The following is a 21,712-nucleotide window of genomic DNA, read 5'->3' on the forward strand; positions in this document are numbered from 1 at the left end:
CCCGCGGGCGTTTGACGATTAGACAATACGGCCGCCGGGGCCGTCGTCAGAGGTGCTGACGGGGCTTTGACGCAGGTGAGACGAGACTTACACGCCGCCCTGCGGCGCACCCGCGCCCGGACCGCACGGCACCGCACCGTGCCGCCCCGCACGACGGCGCCCCCGCCCGGAGTCGGACTCCGGACGGGGGCGCCGTGCGTACCTGCCGCGCCGGTGACCGGCGCGGGGCGGTGGACTACAGGCCGAGCTCGACCTCGAACTCCCCGGCCTCCAGGATCGCCTTGACCGCCGAGAGGTAACGGGCCGCGTCGGCGCCGTCCACCAGACGGTGGTCGTAGGAGAGGGTCAGGTAGGTCATGTCGCGCACGCCGATGACCGTGCCCTCCTCGGTCTCGATGACCGCCGGGCGCTTGACCGTGGCACCGATGCCGAGGATCGCGACCTGGTTCGGGGGCACGATGATCGTGTCGAACAGGGCGCCGCGCGAACCGGTGTTGCTGATGGTGAAGGTCCCGCCGGACAGCTCGTCCGGCGTGATCTTGTTCGCCCGGACCTTGCCCGCGAGGTCCGCGGTGGCCTTGGCGATGCCGGCGATGTTGAGGTCGCCCGCGCCCTTGATGACCGGGGTCATCAGGCCCTTCTCCGAGTCCACCGCGATACCGACGTTCTCGGTGTCGAAGTAGGTGATCGTGCCTTCGCCCTCGTTGATACGGGCGTTGATGACCGGGTGGGCCTTCAGCGCCTGGGCGGCGGCCTTCACGAAGAACGGCATCGGGGAGAGCTTGACGCCCTCGCGCGCGGCGAAGGAGTCCTTCGCCCGGCCGCGCAGCTTCATCAGCCGCGTGACGTCGACCTCGACGACCGAGGAGAGCTGCGCCTGCTCGGTGAGCGCCTTGACCATGTTGTCGCCGATGACCTTGCGGATGCGGGTCATCTTGACGGTCTGGCCGCGCAGCGGGGAGGCCTCCAGGACGGGGGTCTTCTTCGCGGCGGGCGCGGCCGGGGCCGCGGCGGCCGGAGCCGGCGCCTTGGCCGCCTCGGCGGCGGCCAGCACGTCCTGCTTGCGGATGCGGCCACCGACGCCGGTGCCCTTGACGGAGCCCAGCTCGACACCGTTCTCGGCGGCGAGCTTGCGCACCAGCGGGGTCACGTAGGCGCCGTCGTCACCGGCGGTCGCGGCCGGGGCCTTGGCGGCGGGAGCCGCGGGGGCCGGGGCGGCGGCCTGCGGAGCCGGGGCGGGAGCCTCCTGCTTCGGCGCCTCCTGCTTCGGGGCCTCCTGCTTCGGGGCCGGAGCCGCCGGGGCGGGGGTGGGCTCCGGAGCCGGGGCGGGCTCGGGCTCGGCGGCCGGGGCCGGGGCCGGGGCCGGGGCGGCGGGCGCCGGGGCGGCGGCCGGAGCGGCACCGGCGGCACCGATGACGGCGAGCTTGGCGCCGACCTCGGCGGTCTCGTCCTCGCCCACGACGATCTCCAGGAGCACACCCGAGGTGGGCGCCGGGATCTCGGTGTCGACCTTGTCCGTCGACACCTCCAGCAGGGGCTCGTCGGCGTCGACCGAGTCGCCGACCGACTTCAGCCAGCGGGTGACGGTGCCCTCGGTGACGGACTCGCCGAGCGCGGGCAGGACGACGTCCGTGCCCTCGGCGGAGCCGCCGCCGGAGGTGGCGTCGGCGGTGGGAGCGGGCGCCGGGGCGGCCTGCTCGGTGGAGGGCGCGGCCTGGGCCGGCTCCTCGGCGGGCGCCGGCTCGGCGGCCGGGGCGGACTCGGCGGCGGGGGCGCCGGAGCCGTCGTCGATGACGGCCAGCTCTGCGCCGACCTCCACCGTCTCGTCCTCGGCGACCTTGATGGACGCCAGCACGCCGGCGGCGGGCGAGGGGATCTCGGTGTCAACCTTGTCGGTCGAGACCTCGAGCAGGGGCTCGTCGGCCTCGACGCGCTCTCCCTCGGCCTTCAGCCAGCGGGTGACAGTGCCCTCGGTGACGCTCTCACCGAGCGCCGGAAGGGTTACGGAAACCGCCATGGTTTCGGTTGCTCCTTACGAATCGCGGAAGTCTGTGTCGTCGCGCCTGATGACTGAAGGCGTCAGTCGTGGGAGTGGAGAGGCTTCCCGGCCAGGGCCAGGTGCGCCTCGCCGAGCGCCTCGTTCTGCGTGGGGTGGGCGTGGATGAGCTGGGCCACCTCGGCCGGCAGCGCCTCCCAGTTGTAGATCAGCTGGGCTTCGCCGACCTGCTCGCCCATGCGGTCGCCGACCATGTGGACGCCGACCACGGCTCCGTCCTTGACCTGGACGAGCTTGATCTCGCCCGCGGTCTTGAGGATCTTGCTCTTTCCGTTGCCCGCAAGGCTGTACTTCAGCGCGACGACCTTGTCCGCGCCGTAGATCTCCTTGGCCCTGGCCTCGGTGATGCCGACGGAGGCGACCTCCGGGTGGCAGTACGTCACCCGCGGCACACCGTCGTAGTCGATCGGCACGGGGTTGAGACCGGCCAGCCGCTCCGCGACCAGGATGCCCTCGGCGAAGCCGACGTGCGCGAGCTGAAGAGTGGGGACGAGGTCGCCGACGGCGGAGACCGTCGGGACGTTCGTGCGCATGTACTCGTCGACGAGGACGTAGCCGCGGTCGGTCGCGACGCCGGCCTCCTCGTAGCCCAGGCCCTGCGAGACGGGGCCGCGGCCCACGGCGACGAGCAGCACCTCGGCCTCGAAGACCTTGCCGTCCGCCAGGGTGACCTTCACGCCGTCCTGGGTGTACTCGGCGGTCTGGAAGAACGTGCCGAGGTTGAACTTGATGCCGCGCTTGCGGAACGCGCGCTCCAGCAGCTTGGAGGAGTTCTCGTCCTCCAGCGGCGCGAGGTGCTTGAGGCCCTCGATGATCGTGACGTCCGCGCCGAAGGACTTCCAGGCGGAGGCGAACTCGACACCGATGACGCCGCCGCCGAGGATGATCGCGGACTTGGGCACGCGGTCCAGGACGAGGGCGTGGTCGGAGGAGATGATCCGGTTGCCGTCGATCTCCAGGCCCGGCAGCGACTTCGGCACGGAGCCGGTCGCGAGCAGCACGTGCCGGCCCTGTATGCGCTGCCCGTCGACGTCCACCGAGGTGGGGGAGGACAGACGCCCCTCACCCTCGATGTACGTGACCTTGCGCGAGGCGACCAGACCCTGGAGGCCCTTGTACAGGCCCGAGATGACCTCGTCCTTGTACTTGTGGACGGCCGGGACGTCGATGCCCTCGAACGTGGCCTTGACGCCGAACTGCTCGCTCTCGCGGGCCTGGTCGGCGATCTCGCCCGCGTGCAGCAGGGCCTTGGTGGGGATGCATCCGCGGTGCAGGCAGGTACCGCCGACCTTGTCCTTCTCGATCAGGGCGACGTCCAGGCCCAGCTGAGCCCCGCGCAGCGCCGCGGCGTAACCGCCACTGCCACCGCCGAGGATCACTAGGTCGAAAACGGTGCTGGCGTCGTTCGCCACGTCACGTCCTCCATGCATGTGCGCCGTGCCGGTCTGCGGTGACCGGCCGGCGGCTGGTGTCCGGCCGCTGTTGCTTCGGCCCTCTAGGGGGCCCTGTCCTGCCGAGAACCCATCTTCGCACTTGTCGACGGCGTCCGAGACGCCGGGCCCTGGGTGCGTGACGTCGGATCCGTCACGTCGCGTCGCGCGGGGCCCGCGCGAACCCGCGGATTTCGGCGGCGGTGAAACCTTTGTACGCGGGAGGCGAAAGCTTTGCCGGTGCGGAACGCATCGCCGTACGCGCGTACCGGACATGACGGGTACGCGCGTACGGCGACGCGCGTGCCGCCGGGAGAACGCCCGACGGACGGCCGCCGCGCGGGTGTTCGCGCGGCGGCCGTCCGTCGGGGAGGTGCGGCGGGGGTCAGCCCAGGTCGCCCGCGGCGGTCGCCTCGGCCAGCGCCACCAGGGTGCGCACGGCGGTGCCGGTGCCGCCCTTGGGGGTGTAGCCGAAGGGCGCGCCCTCGTTGAACGCCGGGCCCGCGATGTCGAGGTGGGCCCACGCGATGCCCTCGCCGACGAACTCCCGCAGGAACAGGCCGGCGAACAGGCCGCCGCCCATCCGCTCGCCCATGTTGGAGATGTCGGCGACCGAGGAGTCCCCGGCCTTGCGCAGGTGCTCCGGCAGCGGCATCGGCCACGCCGGCTCGCCCGCCTCCTCGGCGATCTCGTGGAGGGTGGTGCGGAAGGCGTCGTCGTTCGACATGATGCCGAACGTGCGGCTGCCGAGCGCGACCATCATGGCGCCGGTCAGCGTCGCGACGTCCACGATCGCGTCGGGGGTCTCCTCGGAGGCCGCCCACAGCGCGTCGGCGAGGACGAGGCGGCCCTCGGCGTCGGTGTTCAGCACCTCGACGGTCTTGCCGCTGTACATGCGCAGCACGTCACCGGGACGGGTGGCGGAACCGGACGGCATGTTCTCGGCGAGCGCCAGCCAGCCGGTGACGTTGACGTCCAGGCCGAGCCGGGCGGCGGTGACGACGGCGGCGAACACGGCGGCGGCGCCGGCCATGTCGCACTTCATCGTCTCGTTGTGGCCGGCCGGCTTCAGGGAGATGCCGCCCGAGTCGTAGGTGATGCCCTTGCCGACGAAGGCCAGGTGCTTCTTCGCCTTGGAGCTGGTGTACGACACCTTCACCAGACGCGGCGGCGCGGAGGAACCGACGCCGACGCCGAGGATGCCGCCGTAGCCGCCCTTGGCGAGCGCCTTCTCGTCGAGCACCTGCACCTTGACGCCGTGCTCCTTGCCCGCGGCCTGCGCGATGGCCGCGAAGGCCGCCGGGTTCAGGTCGTTGGGCGGGGTGTTGACCAGGTCGCGGGCGCGGTTGAGCTCCTCGCCCAGCGCGACGGCGCGCTCGACGGCCGCCTTGTACTCCTTGTCGCGGGGCTTGCCGCCGAGCAGGGCGACCTCGGCCAGCGGGGCCTTGCCGCCCTTGGCGCGGGGGTCCTTGCCGCTCTCCTTGTACGCGTCGAACGAGTACCCGCCGAGCACGGCGCCCTCGGCGACCGCGCCGGCGTCCTCGGCGTCGGTCAGGGGGAGCGCGAAGGCGGCCTTCTTCGCACCGGCCAGGGTGCGCGCGGCCACACCGGCGGCGCGGCGCAGGGTCTCCGTGTCGTAGACCTCGTCGTCGCCCGGCTCCTCGCCCAGGCCCACCGCGATCACGAGCGGCGCCTTGAAGCCGGCCGGGGCGGGGACCTTCGTCACCTCGCCCTCGGCACCCGAGGCGCCGAGGGTCTCCAGGACGCCGGCGAGCTTGCCGTCGTACGCCTTGTCCACGGCTTCGGCGCCCGATGCGACGACCGGGCCCTTGGCGCCCTTGGCGACACCGACGACGATCGCGTCGGCCCGGAGGCCGGGCGCCGCGGCGGTGCTGAGAGTGAGAGCAGTCACGGTGGTGAATCTCGCTTCCGATGTGAAGTTGCTGAGGCCGAACGGTGTGGGTCGGCCGGGCCCGGGAACCGACCCTAATTCCGGCCTGGCGGGGCGGTCCTCACCGGGGGCGGCGAACACACCCGTGCCGAGCCTACGCGCGTGGGCCGCGTCCGCTCGTCCCGGTGTGTTCACCGCCCGGCGGCCACCGCGTCGCCGGGCGCTCCCGGAGCACCCCGCGGAGGCCCGCCGGCCGGTCCCGGGACGGGGTGTCCGGGACCGCGCGGATGTGAACGGAAGTGTGAACTACCGCGAATCCGTTCCCCCTTGCGGTCCCGGCGGACCCGCCCCCGGCGCCCCGCGCGGGGGCGCCCCGCGGGCGGGCGCGGGGCTCGGGGATGATCGTGCGGGCACCCTTCCCCACCCCTGGAGACCACCGGTGAGACGCCCTGCCCTGCTCGTCGCCGCCCTGCTGACCCTGCTCGCGGGGTGCGCCGACGGCCCCGGCGACGACGCGGCGCGGGACGCCCGCTGGCAGCCGCGCCCCGGCACCGCGTGGCAGTGGCAGCTCGGCGGACACCTCGACACGTCCGTCGACGTGCCGGTCTACGACATCGACGGCTTCGACCACACCCGGGCCACCGTGCGGGCACTGCACCGCGACGGACGCAAGGTGATCTGCTACGTCTCCACCGGCGCCTGGGAGGACTTCCGCCCCGACGCGGACGACTTCCCCCGGTCGGTGCTCGGGCGGGGCAACGGCTGGGAGGGGGAGCGCTGGCTCGACATCCGCCGCACCGACGTCCTGGAACCGCTGATGGCGGCCCGCCTCGACATGTGCCGCGCCAAGGGCTTCGACGCCGTGGAGCCCGACAACATGGACGGCTACCGCAACCGGACCGGCTTCCCCCTCACCGCCGCCGACCAGCTCCGCTACAACCGCCTGCTGGCCCGGCTGGCCCACGAGCGGGGCATGGCGGTGGGCCTGAAGAACGACCTGGACCAGATCCCGGCGCTCGTCGGCGACTTCGACTTCGCGGTCAACGAGCAGTGCGCCCAGTACGGGGAGTGCGACGACCTCGAGCCGTTCGTCGCGGAGGACAAGGCCGTCTTCCACGTGGAGTACGAACTGCCCACGGCCCGTTTCTGCGCCGACTCCCGCAGGCTGGGCCTGAGTTCGATGCTGAAGAAGTACGACCTGGGTGCCTGGCGCCGGGCCTGCTGACCAACTCCCGTGCCGGGAAGCCGCGTCGGCGGGCCGGCGGGGGTCAGCCCGGGGAGAGCGAGAACACCACCAGCGCGGCCGTCGCCGCCGTCTCGGCGACGCCGCCGAAGACGTCCCCGGTGACCCCGCCGAAGCGGCGCACGCAGTGCCGCAGCAGGAACTGGGCGGCGAAGGTGGAGAGCACGACCGCGAGCATCGCGCGGATCACGTCGCCCGGCCCGACCAGTGCCCCCGCGAGCCCGGCCAGCACCGCCACGGTCAGTCCGGCCCCGGCCGCGCCCGCCGCCGGGACCACCCCGGCGACCGCGGCGCCCAGCCCCTCGGGCCGGGCGGCCGGCACCCCGGCGCGGGCGGCCAGGGTGAGCGCGAGCCGGGCCGCGCAGGCCGCGACGACGGTGGCGAGCGCGCCGTGCCCCCAGGACGTGCCGTACGCCTGGGCCGAGGCGGCGACCTGCGCGAGCAGCACCAGGACGAGGGTGATCACCCCGAACGGGCCGATGTCCGACTGCTTCATGATCCGCAGCGCGTCCTCGGCGGGCCTGCCGCTGCCCAGGCCGTCCGCCGTGTCGGCGAGCCCGTCGAGGTGCAGCCCCCGGGTGAGCACGGCGGGCACCGCGGTCGCCGCGACGGCCGCGAGCAGCGCGCCCGCGCCGAGCAGCAGCAGCACCCAGGCGAGCAGCGCGGCGCAGACGCCGACGACGAGACCGGCCACCGGCGCGCACAGCATCCCGGCCCGCGCGGCCTCCCGGTCCCACCGGGTCACCCGTACGGGCAGCGCGGTGAGAGTGCCGAAGGCGAAGCGGAGGCCGTCCGGCCAGGGGGTCGTGGACATCGGCGCAGGTTACCGGGCGGTCCCCGGGCCGCTCGCGGCGGCCGGGAACGGGACACGGGGATAAAGTTCGCACATGGGACAGTGGCTGGAACGGAACATCGTCGAACCGGGCAAACTGCCGCTGCTGCTGGCCCTCGCCGCGTTCATCGTGACGTTCCTCCTCACCCGCGTCGTCACCCGCATGATCCGCGCGGGCAAGGGCCCCTTCGGCAACGTCAGCACCGGCGGCCTGCACATCCACCACGTGGTCCCCGGCATCCTCCTGACCGTCGTCGGCGGCTTCGGCGCGGTCGCGAGCGGACGGCACGGCTTCGGCTCGGGGGCGAGCGCGGTCGTCTTCGGGATGGGCGCGGGCCTGGTCCTGGACGAGTTCGCGCTGATCCTGCACCTCGACGACGTCTACTGGACCGAGGAGGGCCGCAAGAGCGTCGAGGTCGTCGTGGTGACCGCCGCCCTGGTGGGCCTGATGCTCGCCGGGTTCCTGCCGTTCGGCGTCAACGACATGACCGGGGGCGAACTCCACGACCGGGGCGAGGCGATCGCCACGGTGGCCGCCAACTTCGTCCTCTCCCTGATCGCCCTCGGCAAGGGCAAGGCCCGTACGGCGGTGTTCGGCGTGATCGTGCCGGTCGTCGCGCTCGTCGGCGCGCTGCGCCTGGCCCGCCCGGGTTCGCTCTGGGCCCGCCGCTTCTACCGGCGCAGGCCGCGGGCGCGGGCCCGGTCCACCGTGCGCGCGTACCGGCACGACCGCCGGTGGGCGGGGCCGAGCCGCGCGCTCCAGGACTGGATCGGCGGCAAGCCCGACCCGGTCCGGGCACGGCTGCCCGGCGGCCACTGACGGGCGCGGGCGCCGGTCACGCCCCGGGGCCGCCGCCGCGCCGCAGCCGCGGCAGCCGCGGTGCCTGGAGGAAGCCCTCGGCGCGGGCCGACGCGAGGCCGATGCGGGGCAGGTCCGCGCTCTTCTCGAACAGCACGAACCGCGGCTCCCAGATGGGCCGGTACTTGGCGTTCGCGCGGTAGAGCGACTCGATCTGCCACCACCGCGAGAAGAACCCCAGCAGTGAACGCCACAGCCGCAGCACCGGCCCGGCGCCCAGCCGCGCACCGCGCTCGAAGACGGAGCGGAACATGGCGAAGTTCAGGGAGACCTGCGTGACCCCCAACTCGCCCGCGCACCGCAGGAGTTCAATGATCATGAACTCCATCAGCCCGTTGTCGCCGTCGCGTTCGCGGCGCATCAGGTCGAGGGAGAGCCCGGCCGGTCCCCACGGCACGAACGACAGCAGGGCACGCAACTCGCCCTCGCCCGAGGGGTCGTGCCCCTCGCCGCCGTGGTACCGGCACTCCAGCATCACGCACTGCCCGTCCGCCCGGTCGCCGAGCCGGCCCAGCGCCATGCTGAAACCGCGCTCGGTGGCCCCGTCCCGCCAGTCGTCGGCGCGCCGCACCAGGTGCGCCATCTCGGCGGCGGGCACGTCCGCGTGCCGCCGCACCCGCACCGTGTAACCGGCCCGCCGCACCCGGTTGTGCGCCTGGCGGACGGTCCGCATGGCCCGCCCCTCCAGCGTGAAGTCGGCGACCTCGACGATCGCCTCGTCGCCCAGTTCGAGGGCGTCCAGACCGTGTCGCGCGTACACCGTCCCGGCCTCCTCGCCCGCGCCCATCACCGCCGGGATCCAGCCGTGCGCGCGGGCCTCGGCCAGCCACGGCGCGATCGCGCCCGGCCATGCCTCGGGGTCGCCCAGCGGGTCGCCGGACGCCAGTGAGACACCCCCGAGGACCCGGTACGCGACGGCCGCCTTGCCGGTCGGCGACCACACGACGCTCTTCTCGCGGCGCAGCGCGAAGTAGCCGAGCGAGTCGCGCTCGCCGTGCCGGGCGAGCAGTTCCCGCAGCCGCCGCTCGTCGTCCGCCGTGAGCGGGTCGACGGCCCGGCGGGAGCGGAACGCCGCGTAGAACACGGCGAGCACGAGCGCCGTGCTGAGCACGTTGACGGCGACGTCGGCCCAGTTCGGCGTGGCGATGCCGGGGAAGCTCGACCGGTCGGCGGCGACGGACACCAGCCGCAGGACGCCGTAGCGCCAGCGTTCCGCGAACGTCGAACTCCCGGCGTCCGCCGCCTGGTTGGTGACGGTGACGAGCAGTGCGGCGAGCAGCGAGCAGACGAGCAGACCGCCGGCCGCGACGACCCCCGCGAGCTTCGGGTTGGACCGGTCGCCCTTGGCGTAGAACTCGCGCCGCCCCACGAGCAGCGTGCCCACGAAACCGGCGGTGAGCGCCAGCGACACCCAGTTCTGCGGGTAGCGCCGGATCTCCGGGAACGCCATGGCGAACACGAACAGCGCCAGGAACGCCCCGCTCAGCGCGAGGTTGAGGATCCACGCGGCCCGTTTGCGGCGCCGCATCGTGACCGCCAGGAACATCGTGAACACGCCCGACGCGAAACCGGCGGTGAGCAGGTACGGGGTGAAGAGGTTCGCCTGGTTGTGCCGCCGCACGTCCTGTCCGAGGGAGACCCAGACCGCGCTGAGGAAGTTGACGAACGCGACGAGGCGCAGGTACCAGACGGCGAACGAGGCGGCCCGCCGCGTCGGGGCGGTCGACGGGCGGGCCGTGCGCGACGGCCGGGGCGCCCGGCCGTCGGCGGCACGGTCCCCGCCGGGGGCCGGACCGGACGTCGCGGCCGGCAGCGGGTCCGGCGCCGGACCCGGCACCCGGTCCGGCGTCACGGCAATGCGGGCATCTCCCATGACGGAGGATCATATGGGTGCCGGTCCGGCGAACCGCCCTTTTCCCGCGGGTCACGGCGCGACCCGCCGGGCTACTCCTCGGTGGAGGCGGCGGCGGAGGCGGTGGTGTCCGTCCCGTCGGCCGCCGCGGACCCGCCGGTCCCGGCCTCGGGCGCGGCGTTGGCCTCGGGCGCGGTCCCGGCCTCCGGCGCGGTCCCGGCCTCGGGTGCGGCGTCGGGCGCCTCCTCCGGCTCCGGCTCGGGCAGCCGTTCGGGAAGCTGTGCCATGAGCGCCGCGGACGCCTGCACCAGCGGCAGCGCCAGCAGCGCGCCCGCGCCCTCGCCGACCGTCACGCCGTGGGCGAGCAGCGGTTCCAGCGCCATCCGGTCCAGCGCCTTCGACTGGCCCGGCTCCCCGCTGTCGTGCCCGGCGAGCCACCAGTCGGGCGCGCGGAACGCGACCCGCTGCCCGACCAGCGCGCATGCCGCCGACACGACACCGTCGAGGATCACCGGCAGCTTGCGTACTGCGCACTGGAGCAGGAACCCGGTCGTCGCGGCCAGGTCGGCGCCGCCGACGGTCGCGAGGAGCTGCAACTGGTCGCCGAGCACGGGCCGGGCACGGCGCAGCGCGTCCCGCACGGCCGCGCACTTGCGCATCCAGGTCAGGTCGTCGATGGCCAGGCCGCCCCGCCCGGTCACCACGGACGCGTCGGTGCCGCACAGCGCGGCGACCAGGACGGCGGCGGCGGTGGTGCCGCCGACGCTGAGGTCGCCGAGGACCACCAGGTCGGTGCCCGAGTCGGCCTCCTCGTCGGCGATCGCCATGCCCGTGCGGAAGGCCGTCTCGGCCTCCTCCGGGGTCAGCGCGTCCTCGATGTCGATGCGCCCGCTGCCGCGCCGCACCCGGTGCCGCACGACGTCGGCGGGCAGCGTCTCCGGGTCGCAGTCCAGGGCCATGTCCACCACCCGCACGGGGACGCCGATCCGCCGGGCCAGCACCGCCACGGGGCTGCCGCCCTCCAGCACCTCGCGCACCAGCCGGTCGGTGCCGCCGGCCGGGCGGGCCGAGACGTCGAGCGAGGCGACGCCGTGGTCGCCGGCGAACAGCACGACCCGCGGGCGTTCCACCGCGCGTACCGGTACGGAGCCCTGCGCGGCGGCCAGCCACTCGCCGAGTTCGTCGAGGCGGCCCAGCGAACCGGGCGGCACGATCTGACGCTCCCTGCGCGCTTCGGCGTCACGGCGCACACCGCCGTCGGGGCGCTCGATCAGGTCGGTGAAGTCGTCGAGATTCAGCGTGCTCATTCGCCGAACAGTACCGGCAGCACTCGAACACGGTCGCGCCACAGGGGCACCACGCGCCCGTGACGTCGTTGCGCCCAAGATCGCGATCCCCTACGTTCCAGTTTACGGCGAATTGTCCGAAGTAGGCCAAGTGATCGAACGGATCGCGGTGTTCGCCGTGCCGCCCCCGCCCGCCCCGAGTCCCACCGCCCCACCGGGAGCCGTCCGTGCCGTCGTCCACGCCGCCGTCCATGCCGTCGCCCGAACCGGCACCCGCGCCCGTACCGGCCCTCTCCGCCGACCGCCGCCGTGCCGCCTACGCGGCCGAACTCGCGCGCGGCACCGGCCGGTTCCACGAGCCGCGCCGCGCCGACTGCCCCTGGTGCGGCTCGGTGCGGCTGCGCACCCGGCTGCGCACGGCGGACCTGCGCCAGCACAAGCCGGGCACGTTCGTCGTCGACGAGTGCCGCGACTGCGCCCACCTGTTCCAGAACCCCCGGCTCACCCCCGAGGGCCGGGCGTTCTACGCGCAGGGCCTCCCGGCGGTGCCGCCGCCCGCCGCCCGCACCGCCGCCGCGGCACGGCGGCAGCGGACCGGCGGCCACGAACCGGAGGCCGCCGCCGCGTCGTCCCTCCCGGCCGCCGCCCCCGCCTCGCACCGCAGGCACCGGGCCGCCGCCCGCGCGATGCTGGCGCACCGCCCCGAGCCCGAGAGCTGGCTGGACGTCGGCACCGGCCGGGGCCACTTCCCGCGGGCAGCCCGGACGGTGTTCCCGTACACGTCCTTCGACGGCCTGGACACGACGTCCGCCGTCCAGCGGGCCCGCGCGGCGGGGCACGTCGAGGAGGCGCACATCGGCGCCCTCACCGACCCGGACGTCCTCGCGCGGCTGCGGGGGCGCTACGACGTGGTCAGCATGTTCCACCACCTGGAACGCGTCCCCGACCCCCGCGCCGAACTGCGCGCCGCCCTCCGAGTACTGCGCCCCGGCGGCCACTTGATGATCGACGTCTTCGACCCCCGGTGCGCCTTCGGGGTGTTGCTCGGCAGATGGTGGGCACCGCACGGCCAGCCGGGCCACCTGCACCTGACGCCGCGCGCCAACCTCCGCGCGGAACTGGAGGACCAGGGCTGCGACGTGCTCAGCGTGGGCAGCGCGGGCGTCCACACGCCGTACGACCTGGCCGCGGCGGCGGCGCTCGCCCTGGGCAGCCTGGTCCCGGAGCCGGACGCGCCGTGGCGCCCGGCTCCGCCGACCGGCCTGCGCCGCGGCCTGCGCACGGCGGTGACCCGGGCGGGCGCCCCGATCGTGGCGACCGCCGGCGCCCTGGACCACGCCCTCGCCCCCCTGGCCGGCCGCACCCGCTTCGCCAACACGTACCGGGTGGTGGCGCGCAGGGGCCCGGCCGGCTGACCGGGCACGGCCCGAACTCGCGCGCGGGGCAACCGTGTTGGGCACCGGACGCCGGGACCGGCGTCACCGCCCGACGGCGCCCTGGACCTCGCCCTGGCCCCTTGGCCGGCCGCACCCGCTTCGCCAACACGTACCGGGTGGTGGCGCGCAGGGGCCCGGCCTGCTGACCGGGCACGTCCCGAACTTGCGCGCGGGGCAACCGTGTTGGGCGCCGGACGCCGGGACCGGCGACGCCGCCCGACGGCGCCCTGACGGTCCGCCGGAGGCGTCCTCACCCCCGCAGTGTCAGCGCCTGGCCGGCCACGACCAGCACGACCTGCTCGCACTCGCGGGCGAACTCCGCGTTCAGGCGGCCCAGTTCGTCGCGGTAGCGGCGGCCGGACGCGGTGGCCGGGACGATGCCCGAGCCGACCTCGTTCGTCACGGCCACCAGCGTCCGCCGCGTGGCGCGCACCGCCTCCGTCAGCTCCCGCGTCCGCACCCGCAGCGCCTTCTCGCCGCCGTCCGCCCACTGCGCGTCGTCCCACGCGCCGACGGCGTCCATCGCGTCCGTCAGCCACAGCGACAGGCAGTCCACGAGCAGCGGCGGTCCGTCCTCGGCCAGCAGCGGCACCAGGTCGCACGTCTCGGTCGTGCGCCAAGACCCCGGCCGCCGCTCCCGGTGCGCGTGCACCCGGGCCGCCCACTCGGTGTCGCCACCGCGCGTACCGCCCGTCGCCACGTACAGCACGTCCGGGAACGACTCCAGCCGCCGTTCCGCCTCGGCCGACTTCCCCGACCGGGCCCCGCCCAGCACGAGGGTGCGGCGCGGCACGTCCGGCACGTCCTCGTAGACCCCGACCACCAGCGTCGTCCCGTCCGGCACCGCGCGGGCGCCCGCCGCCGCGAGCCGGCGCCTCGTCTCGGGGCCCGACGGCACGTCGTGGTCGAGGTGCACGGCGATCACGTCCGTGGCCGGGTTCACCGCGCCCACCGCCCGCAGCCGAGCCAGCCCGTCGGGGCGCCCGAGGACGTCCGCGACGACCATGTCGTACGCCTCAGCCGCGCCGGTGCCGTTCGCCTCCAGACCCGCGGGCGCGCCGCCCGGCGGCAGGTACAGCAGCCGCTTGCCGTCCGGGCCGGTCACCGCGTACCCGGTGCCCGGCGCGTCCAGCGCCACCGCCCGCACCCGGTGGCCGGTCAGCAGCGCCAGTTCCCGCCCGTCCGGCACCCGCCCCGGCCGGGGCAGCCCGGCGGGCACCTCGACCGGCGGGCCGTCGTGCGGGTGCGACAGCAGTACCTGCCGCACGCCGGTGAGGGACCGCCCGGCCCGCGCGGCGGCGAACGCCGCGCCCGGGGTCAGGTCCAGCAGCACCGAACCGTCGACCAGCAGTGAGGTCGCGGCGCGCGCGTCCGCGCCGTGCGCGGTCGCGCAGGCCGCGCAGGGGCAGTGGGGGCGGGGAAGGCCCGCGGGAGCGCCGGTGCCGAGCAGAGTCAGTTCCACGGACCGATTTTCCCGCGCGGACACCGGTCCTGCGCGCCCGGAGGGGGCCCGATGCGGCACTCGGGCCGGACAGAACCGGCCAAGAAGCGGCCGATCGGCGGGCAGGCCCTAGGCTCGGGGGCAGGAGCGGGACCAAGATCCGGCTCCCGCGTGGACGGGCGCTCACACCTTGGAGGCGTACATGGCGGCTTGGACGTGGCGGTTCGAGAAGACCGACGGGGCGGAAGTGCAGCCCTCGGTGGAACCGGAGGAGTTCACCACGCAGGGGGACGCCGAGTCCTGGATCGGCGAGTACTGGAAGGACCTGCTCAGCGGGGGTGCCGACCAGGTCCGTCTGTTCGAGGACACCACCGAGATCTACGGCCCGATGAGCCTGCACGCGGGCGAGCCGGGCGACACCGCCGAGAGCGCGGAGGCCGCGGAGGCCGAGGCGTAGGCGCGACCCGCGCACGACACCGCGAGGGCCCCGGTACGGGCGTGCACCACACCCGTACCGGGGCCCTCGCGGTGCTCCCGGCCCGCGCCGCCCGCGCTACTGCTCGCCCAGCGTCACGTTCACGGTCTTGGAGTCGCCGCCGCGCGAGTACGTCACCGTGGTGCGCTGTCCGGGCTCGTCGCCCGCCAGGGCCTCCGTCAGGGACGTGATCGTGGTGATGTCGGAGTCGCCCAGCTTCGTGATGATGTCGCCGGCCTTGATGCCGGCCTTGTCGGCCGCCCCGCCGCCGGTCACGCTGACGACGGCGACCCCGGAGCTCCGGTAGCTGTTGTCGACGACGGTCCGGCCGGTGATGCCGAGGGCCGCCCGCCCCGAGTCGGTGACCTTGCCGTCCTTCACGATCTGGTCGGCGACCTTGGACACGAGGGACGAGGGGATCGCGAACCCGATGCCCGGGGCCGCGCTGCCGCCGAGGTCGGGGTCGGTCGCGGCGAGCGTGGGGATGCCGATCACCTGCCCGTCCAGGTTGACCAGCGCCCCGCCGCTGTTGCCCGGGTTGATCGCGGCGGACGTCTGCACCATGTTGCCGATCGTCGCGCCCGTACCGCCGCCGTCGCTGCTCTCGCTCACCGTGCGCCCGGTGGCCGAGACGATGCCCTGCGTGACGCTGGACGACAGCCCGAGCGGCGAGCCCATCGCCAGGACGATCTGCCCGACCTCCACCTTCGAGGAGTCCGCGAACTTCGCGGCCTTGAGCCCGTCCGGCACCTTGTTCAGCTTGATCACCGCGAGGTCCTGCGCCGGGTACGAGTAGACGAGGCTGGCGGTGAGGGTGTCCTCGCTGTTGGCGGTGGTCACCTGGAAGGTCTTCTCGTCGCCCACCACGTGCGCGTTGGTGACGATGTGGCCCGCGTCGTCGAAGACGACGCCCGACCCGAGGTCGTTGCTGGCCTGGATCTGGACCACCGACGGCAGGACGTCCTTGATCACCTTCATGTAGTCGCTCTGCAGGTCGTCGGCGGCCATCGGCACGGCGGCCTGTTCCGTGGTCGCCCCCGGCTTCGCCGTCTTCTTCGCGGCACCGGCGGCGTCGGAGTCCGCGCCGGAACAGCCGCCGACGAGCGCCAGCAGACACGTGAGCGCCACGGCGGGGACGGCTGCCCGGAGAGCGCGGCTGCTGCGGCTGTGGCTGGTACGCGCACGGGAAGCGTTCATGCCCCGAGTCTCCCGGCGGGGGCGTCACCACGTCCCCCGGTACTCACCCGAACGAGGGGACGCGGGAGGCGCGGGGGCGCGGGGGAGACGGGGCGGCGCGTGCTTCGGGGAGGCGGCTCGCTCGCGACGAACGCGTGCCGCGCGGTGGGTGCGCCTCGGTGGGGCCGCGGCCGGGTGCGGAGGCACATCGGTCGCCCTGCGGGAGCAGTCGGCGTGGGGCTCGCGTGCGCCAGGGCGGTACGGCGGCCCGGTGCGGCGGCGTCGCGCTGCGGTCCCGGGCCCCGGTCGCGGTGCGGGAGTCGGCCGTCGCGGTGTCGGCGTCCGCCCCGGGCGGGACGGCTCCCCGGCCGTACGCGGGCACGGGACGGCGGCGGGCGCCGCTCAGCACGGCGGCCGGGTGCGGCGGCGTCGCGCTGCGGCCCGGCCCCCGGTCGCGGTGCGGGAGTCGGCTGTCGCGGTGCCCGCGTCCGCCCCGGGCGGGACGGCTCCCCGGCCGTACGCGGGCACGGGACGGCGCCGGGAGGCGGGTGGGTCGCGGCGGCGGACGCCGCTCAGCCGCGGACGCCGCAGAGGTGCAGCAGCGCGGCCACCGCGCGGTACGGGTCGGTGCGACCCGCCCGTTCCTCCGCCGCGAGCAGCAGCTCGGCGTCGTGGGACAGCAGACTGCCGTCGGGGGCCTGGTCGGTGAAGACGCGGACGCCGTACCAGGCGTGCAGCGGGGCGCCGATCCCGGCGAGGGTCGCCGTCAGCGTGGACAGCCGGTCCGCGCGCACGTCCAGACCGAGCCGGTTGCGGTACGCGGTCGAGTCGAACGCGGCGAGCGCGGACTGCCAGTCGCCCGCCAGGCCCGGCCGCAGCGCGAGCGCGTCCGCGTTGCGCACCAGCAGCGAGAGCAGACCGCCGGGGGCGAGCATCCGCGCGAGGCCGGCGATCAGCGGGTCGGGCTCCTCGACGTACATCAGTACGCCGTGGCAGAGCACCACGTCGAAGCTGCCGGGCAGGAAGTGCACGCCGGTGTCCCGGCCGTCGCCCTCCACGATCCGCATCCGCTCCTGGATGCCCTCGGGCTCGGCGGCGAGCGCGGTGCGTGCCGCGGCGATCATGTTCCGGTCGCGCTCAAGTCCGGTGACCTGGTGCCCGGCGCGGGCCAGCCGCAACGCCTGTGTGCCCTGGCCCATGCCCACGTCGAGCACGCGCAGCCGCTGCCCGACCGGGAACCGCCCGGCTATCTGCTCGTCGAGCTGCCGGGCGACCAGTTCCTGGCGTACGGCGTTGCGCAGACCGCCCAGGCCGCCGAGCCACTGCTGCGCGCCCCCGGAGAAGGAGTCGGCGCTCAGGGCCGCTCTCCGCGCTTGACCTGCGGCTTCGGCAGACGCAGCCGGCGCATCTGAAGCGAGCGCATCAGCGCGTAGGCCACGACGCCGCGCCGGTTCTCGTTCGGGAAGCGCTCGGCGATCCGCTTGCGCAGGCGGAACGAGGTGAGGACGAAGTCGACGACGATCATGACGATCACGACGAGCCACAGCCACAGGCCGATGTTCTGGAGCGCCGGCACCTGCACCACGGTCATGACCAGGATGATCACGGCCATCGGCAGGAAGAACTCGGCGATGCTGAAGCGCGAGTCGACGAAGTCGCGCGCGAAGCGGCGCACCGGCCCCTTGTCGCGGGCGGGCAGGTAACGCTCGTCGCCGTTCGCCAGCGCCTCGCGCTGGCGCTCCATCGCGGCACGGCGCTGCTCGCGCTGCTGCCGGGAGGCGTCCTTGCGGTTCGTGGGCGTGCTGGCGACGCTCCTGCGCTGCGACTGGGCCGCACTGCGCTTGGGGGTCGGCCTGCCCTTGGGGGCCTGCGGGTCACGGGTCTGCTTGGAGTCGGTCACCGTCGCCTTGTCGGCGGTCGGGGCCTTCTCATCCTTGGCGCGGCTACGGAACACAAAACCCAAGGGTACGGGGTGCGGGGGCATGGACCCCAGCCAGGTGGGGAACGATCCGGCAACGCCACGCGTCCTGAGGAGGGACAGAGCGGACGTTGCGTGCGCTTTCCGCCCGACGGGCGCTCCGGGGTCTCCTGACGGACTCCGGGCGTCCCGGACCCTTCACGGGGGTCGGCCGGGGCCCTTCCAAGGGTCCGGCCTACTCCCTGGGCCTGAGCGGGACCGCCCGCAGTCGTCCCTGGGGATGACCGCATCCGTCCTCGAACAGTGCGGTAATGGATGCAGGGCCCGTACTGTGGGTTCTGTCGCAGTGCTGGAGTGGGAAGTCCGTCAGAAGGGGGCGCGCGAAGCCCATGAGCGGTGTCATGAAGCGTATGGGGATGATCTTCCGCGCGAAGGCGAACAAGGCCCTTGACCGGGCCGAGGACCCGCGCGAGACCCTCGATTACTCGTACCAGAAGCAGCTCGAACTGCTCCAGAAGGTGCGCCGCGGCGTCGCCGACGTGGCGACCAGCCGCAAGCGCCTGGAGCTTCAGCTCAACCAGCTCCAGTCGCAGTCCTCGAAGCTGGAGGACCAGGGCCGCAAGGCGCTGGCGCTCGGCCGCGAGGACCTGGCCCGCGAGGCGCTGTCGCGCCGTGCCGCGCTCCAGCAGCAGGTGACGGACCTGGAGACGCAGCACCAGACGCTCCAGGGCGAGGAGGAGAAGCTCACCCTCGCGGCGCAGCGCCTCCAGGCCAAGGTGGACGCCTTCCGCACCAAGAAGGAGACCATCAAGGCCACGTACACGGCCGCCCAGGCGCAGACCCGGATCGGCGAGGCCTTCAGCGGCATCTCCGAGGAGATGGGCGACGTCGGCCTGGCGATCCAGCGTGCCGAGGACAAGACCCAGCAGCTCCAGGCCCGTGCCGGCGCCATCGACGAACTGCTCGCCTCCGGCGCCCTGGACGACCAGTCCGGCACGAGCCGGGACGACATCCAGGCCGAGCTGGACCGGCTCTCCGGTGGTACGGATGTAGAGCTGGAGCTCCAGCGCATGAAGGCCGAACTGGCCGGCGGCTCGTCCGCGGACCAGCAGGCCATCGAGGGCGGCACCGGCCAGGCGCAGCCCCAGTCGCAGCAGCAGCCGCAGGACACCCCGCGGTTCGACAAGCAGTAGGGCTCACGCCGAGGAGGGCGACATGATCGTACGGATCATGGGGGAGGGCCAGGTGAGGCTGGACAACGGCCACCTCGCCGAGCTGAACGCACTGGACGACGAACTTCTCGCCGAGATGGACAAGGGCGACGGCCCCGGCTTCCGCCGCACCCTCCGGGAACTCCTGTCCCGGGTCCGCGACCTCGGCGAACCCCTCCCGGACGACTCCCTGGAGCCGTCCGAACTGATCCTCCCGTCCCCGGACGCGACGCTGGAGGAGGTCCGGGAACTGCTCAGCGACGGCGGGCTGATCCCGGGATGACCCTCGTCCCACGACGGCCGGGGCGGCACCCACACGGTGGGTGCCGCCCCGGCCGTCTGCTCAGCGCCCGAGGGACTTGACGAACGTGTCCCACGCGGCGGTTGGGACGAGGAGAACGGGTCCCTGGGGGCGCTTGCTGTCGCGGACGGGGACGACGCCGGGGAAGTCCTCGGTGATCTCGACGCACTCGCCGCCGTTGGCGTTGCTGTAACTGCTCCGGCGCCAGCGGGCGTTGGTGAGCACAGCGGTCCTCCTCCGGTTACGCCTTGAGGGAGTTGACGAACGTGTCCCACGCGGCGGTTGGGACGACGAGGACGGGTCCGTGGGGGCGCTTGCTGTCGCGGACGGGGACGACGCCGGGGAAGTCCTCGGTGATCTCGACGCACTCACCTCCGTTGGCGTTGCTGTACGTGCTTCGACGCCAGCGGGCCGTGTTCAGCTCGGGGGTGTTTCGCATCGCTGGTAGTCCTCCATCACCTGTTGGATCAGCTTTCCCGAAGCTGTGGGCGGCAGAGCTTTGGCACGAAGCACTTCGTACTGCCGACGCCACTTTTTCACCGAGTCCGGATCCTCGTAGAGGTGACCGACCTCGATGCCTTCTTCGTACGCTGCGGTGGAGCCGTTGGGAAGGGTCAACAAGGACAGCGCGCCGCCCATCAGGTAATAGGCGCCTGAACTGAACGGCATCACTTGGACCTTGCTGTCCGGAGTATCCACCTGTGCAAGCAGGGAGGCCAGTTGATTGAGCATGCAGTCAGGGCTGCCCACGGGACGGCGCAGGACTGACTCGTCGATGATCGCCCACCGCAGTGGAGCGTCGGCCGCACGCAGGCGTTCCTGACGTGACATACGAGCGTCGACCAGTGACTTCACCGTGTCGCGCGGCAACTGCTCTTGGAGCCCGAGCCACTCGGCCGCGTACTCACGCGTCTGAAGGATGCCCGGTAGGACCTGTGAGCCGTAGTTCTCCACCACCTCCGCCTCCGCCTCGAAGTCCATGAACCGCCGGTATTGGTCCGGATGGGCCTCCCGTTTGGCGAGTTGGTAGAGGCCGTGGAACAGCTTGTCCGTGCCGAAGGCGGCGTCGAGCCGGTCGGGGAGGTCCGGGGGCGGCATCAACTCGGCGGTCTCGATGCGGGCGAGGGTGCTCTTGGAGGAGTTGACGATGCCGGCGAGCTGGACGAGGGAGAGGCCGGCGGTCTCGCGGTGCCGCCGGAGTTCGGAGCCGAAGTAGTGCCGGGCGGAGAGGTAGGGCGTGAGGGCCCGTGGAGTGAACGCCATGGTGTCGCCTTCTGTGTCCGGTGGTCTGGTCGTACCGGCGTCCCGGGTTCAACGTCGGGACGCGGCATGCCTGTTGAGGGCATGCGCGCAGCGCGATGATGACGGTGCACAAAGTAGCCGGACGGCGGTGCATTCATCCAGAGGTTCACAATTCGCACGCATTTGTGGCCCTTTGGTTCCAACGGAAGGGCGGCACGGGTCGATGACGGCGTACGACGGATCGGGAACTCCCTTACGGCTACTGCCGTGGACGACTCCCGACGGAAGGCCCTGCTACCTCAGTTCGGACACCTCGGGCCGTGGACGTGTGGCCCGCCTGGCCGACGAGGTGGAGGCCGACCTGCTGGACTCGGCGGCAGCGGTCCTGGACCTGGCCCGCCCGCTGTTGGGCGAAAGGGCGTCCAGGGAGCGCGAGTTGCGCTTCGCGGGCCTGCGCCTGGCCGAGGCGTTGCAGGACACCCTGCTCATCGCCCGCAGCAGAGGGGGACGGCTGGCGCTGGAGCGGGAGTGAGGGGCGGGACGACGGTCTGGGGGCGCGGGAGTGGCCCAAGTGCAGACCCAGCGCCGCCTATTGGGCGCCGAGCGTCATCCACTTCTCTGGGTGCTCAAGCGGCGCGAAGCCCTCCGCGGCGTACACCCCGTGCGCGTCCGCCGTGGCCAGCAGGATGCGGCGCAGGCCGTAGGGGGCGAGGTGTTCGCGTACCGCCGCGACCAGGGCGTGCCCCAGGCGCTTGCCCCTGCTGTCCCGGGCGATGTAGACGTCGCACAGCCACGCGAAGGTCGCGCTGTCCGTGATCACGCGGGCGTAACCCACCTGGGCGCCCGAACTGCTGCTGTAGACACCGAAGTTGAGGGAGTTGTCGATGGCCTTGTCCTGCTTGTCCCGGGGGCGTCCCAGGGCCCAGTACGCGTCCTCGGAGAGCCACTTGTGGACGGCCGCGCGGTCGAGGCGGGCCGGGTCGGTGGATATCTCGTAACCGACGGGGAGTTCAGTGATCATGGGCGCATACAAGCAGAACGAGGTCCCGGAGCCACGGCATTT

Annotated in this window: 21 protein-coding genes; 7 read left to right on the forward strand and 14 right to left on the reverse strand. The window is 73.6% G+C overall.

The window, feature by feature from the left end:
- Window positions 1-235: 235 nt before the first annotated feature.
- The 3 genes from sucB to ACFZA0_RS03680 form a co-directional block, all read right to left on the reverse strand.
- A complete protein-coding gene (sucB, locus tag ACFZA0_RS03670) occupies window positions 236-2,017 on the reverse strand; it encodes a 2-oxoglutarate dehydrogenase, E2 component, dihydrolipoamide succinyltransferase (protein WP_391010605.1) in 1,782 nt (593 codons plus the stop codon).
- 62 nt (window positions 2,018-2,079) lie between these two features.
- Window positions 2,080-3,468 (reverse strand): dihydrolipoyl dehydrogenase, encoded by a 1,389-nt coding sequence (gene lpdA / locus ACFZA0_RS03675; RefSeq protein ID WP_391010608.1) that lies wholly within the window; start codon window positions 3,466-3,468, stop codon window positions 2,080-2,082.
- 403 nt (window positions 3,469-3,871) lie between these two features.
- A complete protein-coding gene (locus ACFZA0_RS03680; protein WP_391010611.1) occupies window positions 3,872-5,398 on the reverse strand; it encodes a leucyl aminopeptidase in 1,527 nt (508 codons plus the stop codon).
- 418 nt (window positions 5,399-5,816) lie between these two features.
- On the opposite strand from ACFZA0_RS03680, the gene ACFZA0_RS03685 reads away from it, so the two are divergent.
- Window positions 5,817-6,602, forward strand: a complete 786-nt coding sequence (locus tag ACFZA0_RS03685; protein WP_391010614.1) for an endo alpha-1,4 polygalactosaminidase — start codon at window positions 5,817-5,819, stop codon at window positions 6,600-6,602.
- Between the two features lie 43 nt (window positions 6,603-6,645).
- Here ACFZA0_RS03685 and ACFZA0_RS03690 read toward each other — a convergent pair whose 3' ends face one another.
- Window positions 6,646-7,434 (reverse strand): adenosylcobinamide-GDP ribazoletransferase, encoded by a 789-nt coding sequence (locus ACFZA0_RS03690; RefSeq protein WP_391010617.1) that lies wholly within the window; start codon window positions 7,432-7,434, stop codon window positions 6,646-6,648.
- Window positions 7,435-7,507: 73 nt separating this feature from the next.
- Between ACFZA0_RS03690 and ACFZA0_RS03695 the strand changes: the two genes are divergently transcribed.
- On the forward strand, window positions 7,508-8,272 hold the full coding sequence (locus ACFZA0_RS03695; protein ID WP_391010620.1) for a hypothetical protein: 765 nt from the start codon (window positions 7,508-7,510) through the stop codon (window positions 8,270-8,272).
- A gap of 16 nt (window positions 8,273-8,288) precedes the next feature.
- Here ACFZA0_RS03695 and ACFZA0_RS03700 read toward each other — a convergent pair whose 3' ends face one another.
- A complete protein-coding gene (locus tag ACFZA0_RS03700; protein WP_391010623.1) occupies window positions 8,289-10,184 on the reverse strand; it encodes a phosphatidylglycerol lysyltransferase domain-containing protein in 1,896 nt (631 codons plus the stop codon).
- A gap of 71 nt (window positions 10,185-10,255) precedes the next feature.
- Window positions 10,256-11,470, reverse strand: a complete 1,215-nt coding sequence (gene cobT / locus ACFZA0_RS03705; RefSeq protein ID WP_391010626.1) for a nicotinate-nucleotide--dimethylbenzimidazole phosphoribosyltransferase — start codon at window positions 11,468-11,470, stop codon at window positions 10,256-10,258.
- Between the two features lie 230 nt (window positions 11,471-11,700).
- Between cobT and ACFZA0_RS03710 the strand changes: the two genes are divergently transcribed.
- Window positions 11,701-12,864, forward strand: a complete 1,164-nt coding sequence (locus ACFZA0_RS03710) for a methyltransferase domain-containing protein (RefSeq protein WP_391011816.1) — start codon at window positions 11,701-11,703, stop codon at window positions 12,862-12,864.
- Window positions 12,865-13,135: 271 nt separating this feature from the next.
- Here ACFZA0_RS03710 and ACFZA0_RS03715 read toward each other — a convergent pair whose 3' ends face one another.
- Window positions 13,136-14,347 (reverse strand): bifunctional adenosylcobinamide kinase/adenosylcobinamide-phosphate guanylyltransferase, encoded by a 1,212-nt coding sequence (locus tag ACFZA0_RS03715; protein ID WP_391010629.1) that lies wholly within the window; start codon window positions 14,345-14,347, stop codon window positions 13,136-13,138.
- A gap of 181 nt (window positions 14,348-14,528) precedes the next feature.
- Between ACFZA0_RS03715 and ACFZA0_RS03720 the strand changes: the two genes are divergently transcribed.
- Entirely contained in the window at window positions 14,529-14,783 is a 255-nt protein-coding gene (locus tag ACFZA0_RS03720; RefSeq protein ID WP_391010632.1) for a hypothetical protein, read from the forward strand.
- Window positions 14,784-14,879: 96 nt separating this feature from the next.
- Here the strand turns inward: ACFZA0_RS03720 and ACFZA0_RS03725 are convergent, their stop codons facing one another.
- From ACFZA0_RS03725 to ACFZA0_RS03735, 3 genes are all read right to left on the reverse strand, one after another.
- Window positions 14,880-15,998 carry a trypsin-like peptidase domain-containing protein gene (locus ACFZA0_RS03725; RefSeq protein ID WP_391010635.1) on the reverse strand — a complete coding sequence of 373 codons (1,119 nt, stop codon included), beginning with the start codon at window positions 15,996-15,998 and terminating at the stop codon, window positions 14,880-14,882.
- 551 nt (window positions 15,999-16,549) lie between these two features.
- Window positions 16,550-17,254 (reverse strand): methyltransferase domain-containing protein, encoded by a 705-nt coding sequence (locus ACFZA0_RS03730; protein ID WP_391011818.1) that lies wholly within the window; start codon window positions 17,252-17,254, stop codon window positions 16,550-16,552.
- A gap of 77 nt (window positions 17,255-17,331) precedes the next feature.
- On the reverse strand, window positions 17,332-17,961 hold the full coding sequence (locus tag ACFZA0_RS03735; protein WP_391010638.1) for a DUF3043 domain-containing protein: 630 nt from the start codon (window positions 17,959-17,961) through the stop codon (window positions 17,332-17,334).
- 323 nt (window positions 17,962-18,284) lie between these two features.
- Between ACFZA0_RS03735 and ACFZA0_RS03740 the strand changes: the two genes are divergently transcribed.
- Together ACFZA0_RS03740 and ACFZA0_RS03745 are read left to right on the forward strand one after the other, a co-directional pair.
- Window positions 18,285-19,088, forward strand: a complete 804-nt coding sequence (locus ACFZA0_RS03740; RefSeq protein ID WP_391010641.1) for a PspA/IM30 family protein — start codon at window positions 18,285-18,287, stop codon at window positions 19,086-19,088.
- 22 nt (window positions 19,089-19,110) lie between these two features.
- Window positions 19,111-19,389, forward strand: coding sequence for a hypothetical protein (locus ACFZA0_RS03745; protein WP_391010644.1), 279 nt, complete (start codon window positions 19,111-19,113; stop codon window positions 19,387-19,389).
- Window positions 19,390-19,449: 60 nt separating this feature from the next.
- Here the strand turns inward: ACFZA0_RS03745 and ACFZA0_RS03750 are convergent, their stop codons facing one another.
- Genes ACFZA0_RS03750 through ACFZA0_RS03760 form a run of 3 tightly spaced genes read right to left on the reverse strand, consistent with a single transcriptional unit; the run spans window position 19,450 to window position 20,670 of the window.
- On the reverse strand, window positions 19,450-19,632 hold the full coding sequence (locus tag ACFZA0_RS03750; RefSeq protein WP_391010647.1) for a DUF397 domain-containing protein: 183 nt from the start codon (window positions 19,630-19,632) through the stop codon (window positions 19,450-19,452).
- A 16-nt stretch (window positions 19,633-19,648) separates the two neighbouring features.
- Window positions 19,649-19,846, reverse strand: coding sequence for a DUF397 domain-containing protein (locus tag ACFZA0_RS03755; RefSeq protein WP_391010650.1), 198 nt, complete (start codon window positions 19,844-19,846; stop codon window positions 19,649-19,651).
- Window positions 19,825-20,670, reverse strand: a complete 846-nt coding sequence (locus ACFZA0_RS03760; protein WP_391010653.1) for a Scr1 family TA system antitoxin-like transcriptional regulator — start codon at window positions 20,668-20,670, stop codon at window positions 19,825-19,827. The genes ACFZA0_RS03755 and ACFZA0_RS03760 overlap by 22 nt, the downstream gene beginning before the upstream one ends.
- A gap of 307 nt (window positions 20,671-20,977) precedes the next feature.
- On the opposite strand from ACFZA0_RS03760, the gene ACFZA0_RS03765 reads away from it, so the two are divergent.
- On the forward strand, window positions 20,978-21,181 hold the full coding sequence (locus tag ACFZA0_RS03765; RefSeq protein ID WP_391010656.1) for a hypothetical protein: 204 nt from the start codon (window positions 20,978-20,980) through the stop codon (window positions 21,179-21,181).
- A 57-nt stretch (window positions 21,182-21,238) separates the two neighbouring features.
- On the opposite strand, the gene ACFZA0_RS03770 is transcribed toward ACFZA0_RS03765, so the two are convergent.
- On the reverse strand, window positions 21,239-21,670 hold the full coding sequence (locus tag ACFZA0_RS03770) for a GNAT family N-acetyltransferase (RefSeq protein WP_391010659.1): 432 nt from the start codon (window positions 21,668-21,670) through the stop codon (window positions 21,239-21,241).
- Window positions 21,671-21,712 lie beyond the last annotated feature (42 nt).

This window comes from Streptomyces sp. NPDC008150 (assembly GCF_042956945.1).
Classification (GTDB): Bacteria; Actinomycetota; Actinomycetes; order Streptomycetales; family Streptomycetaceae; genus Streptomyces.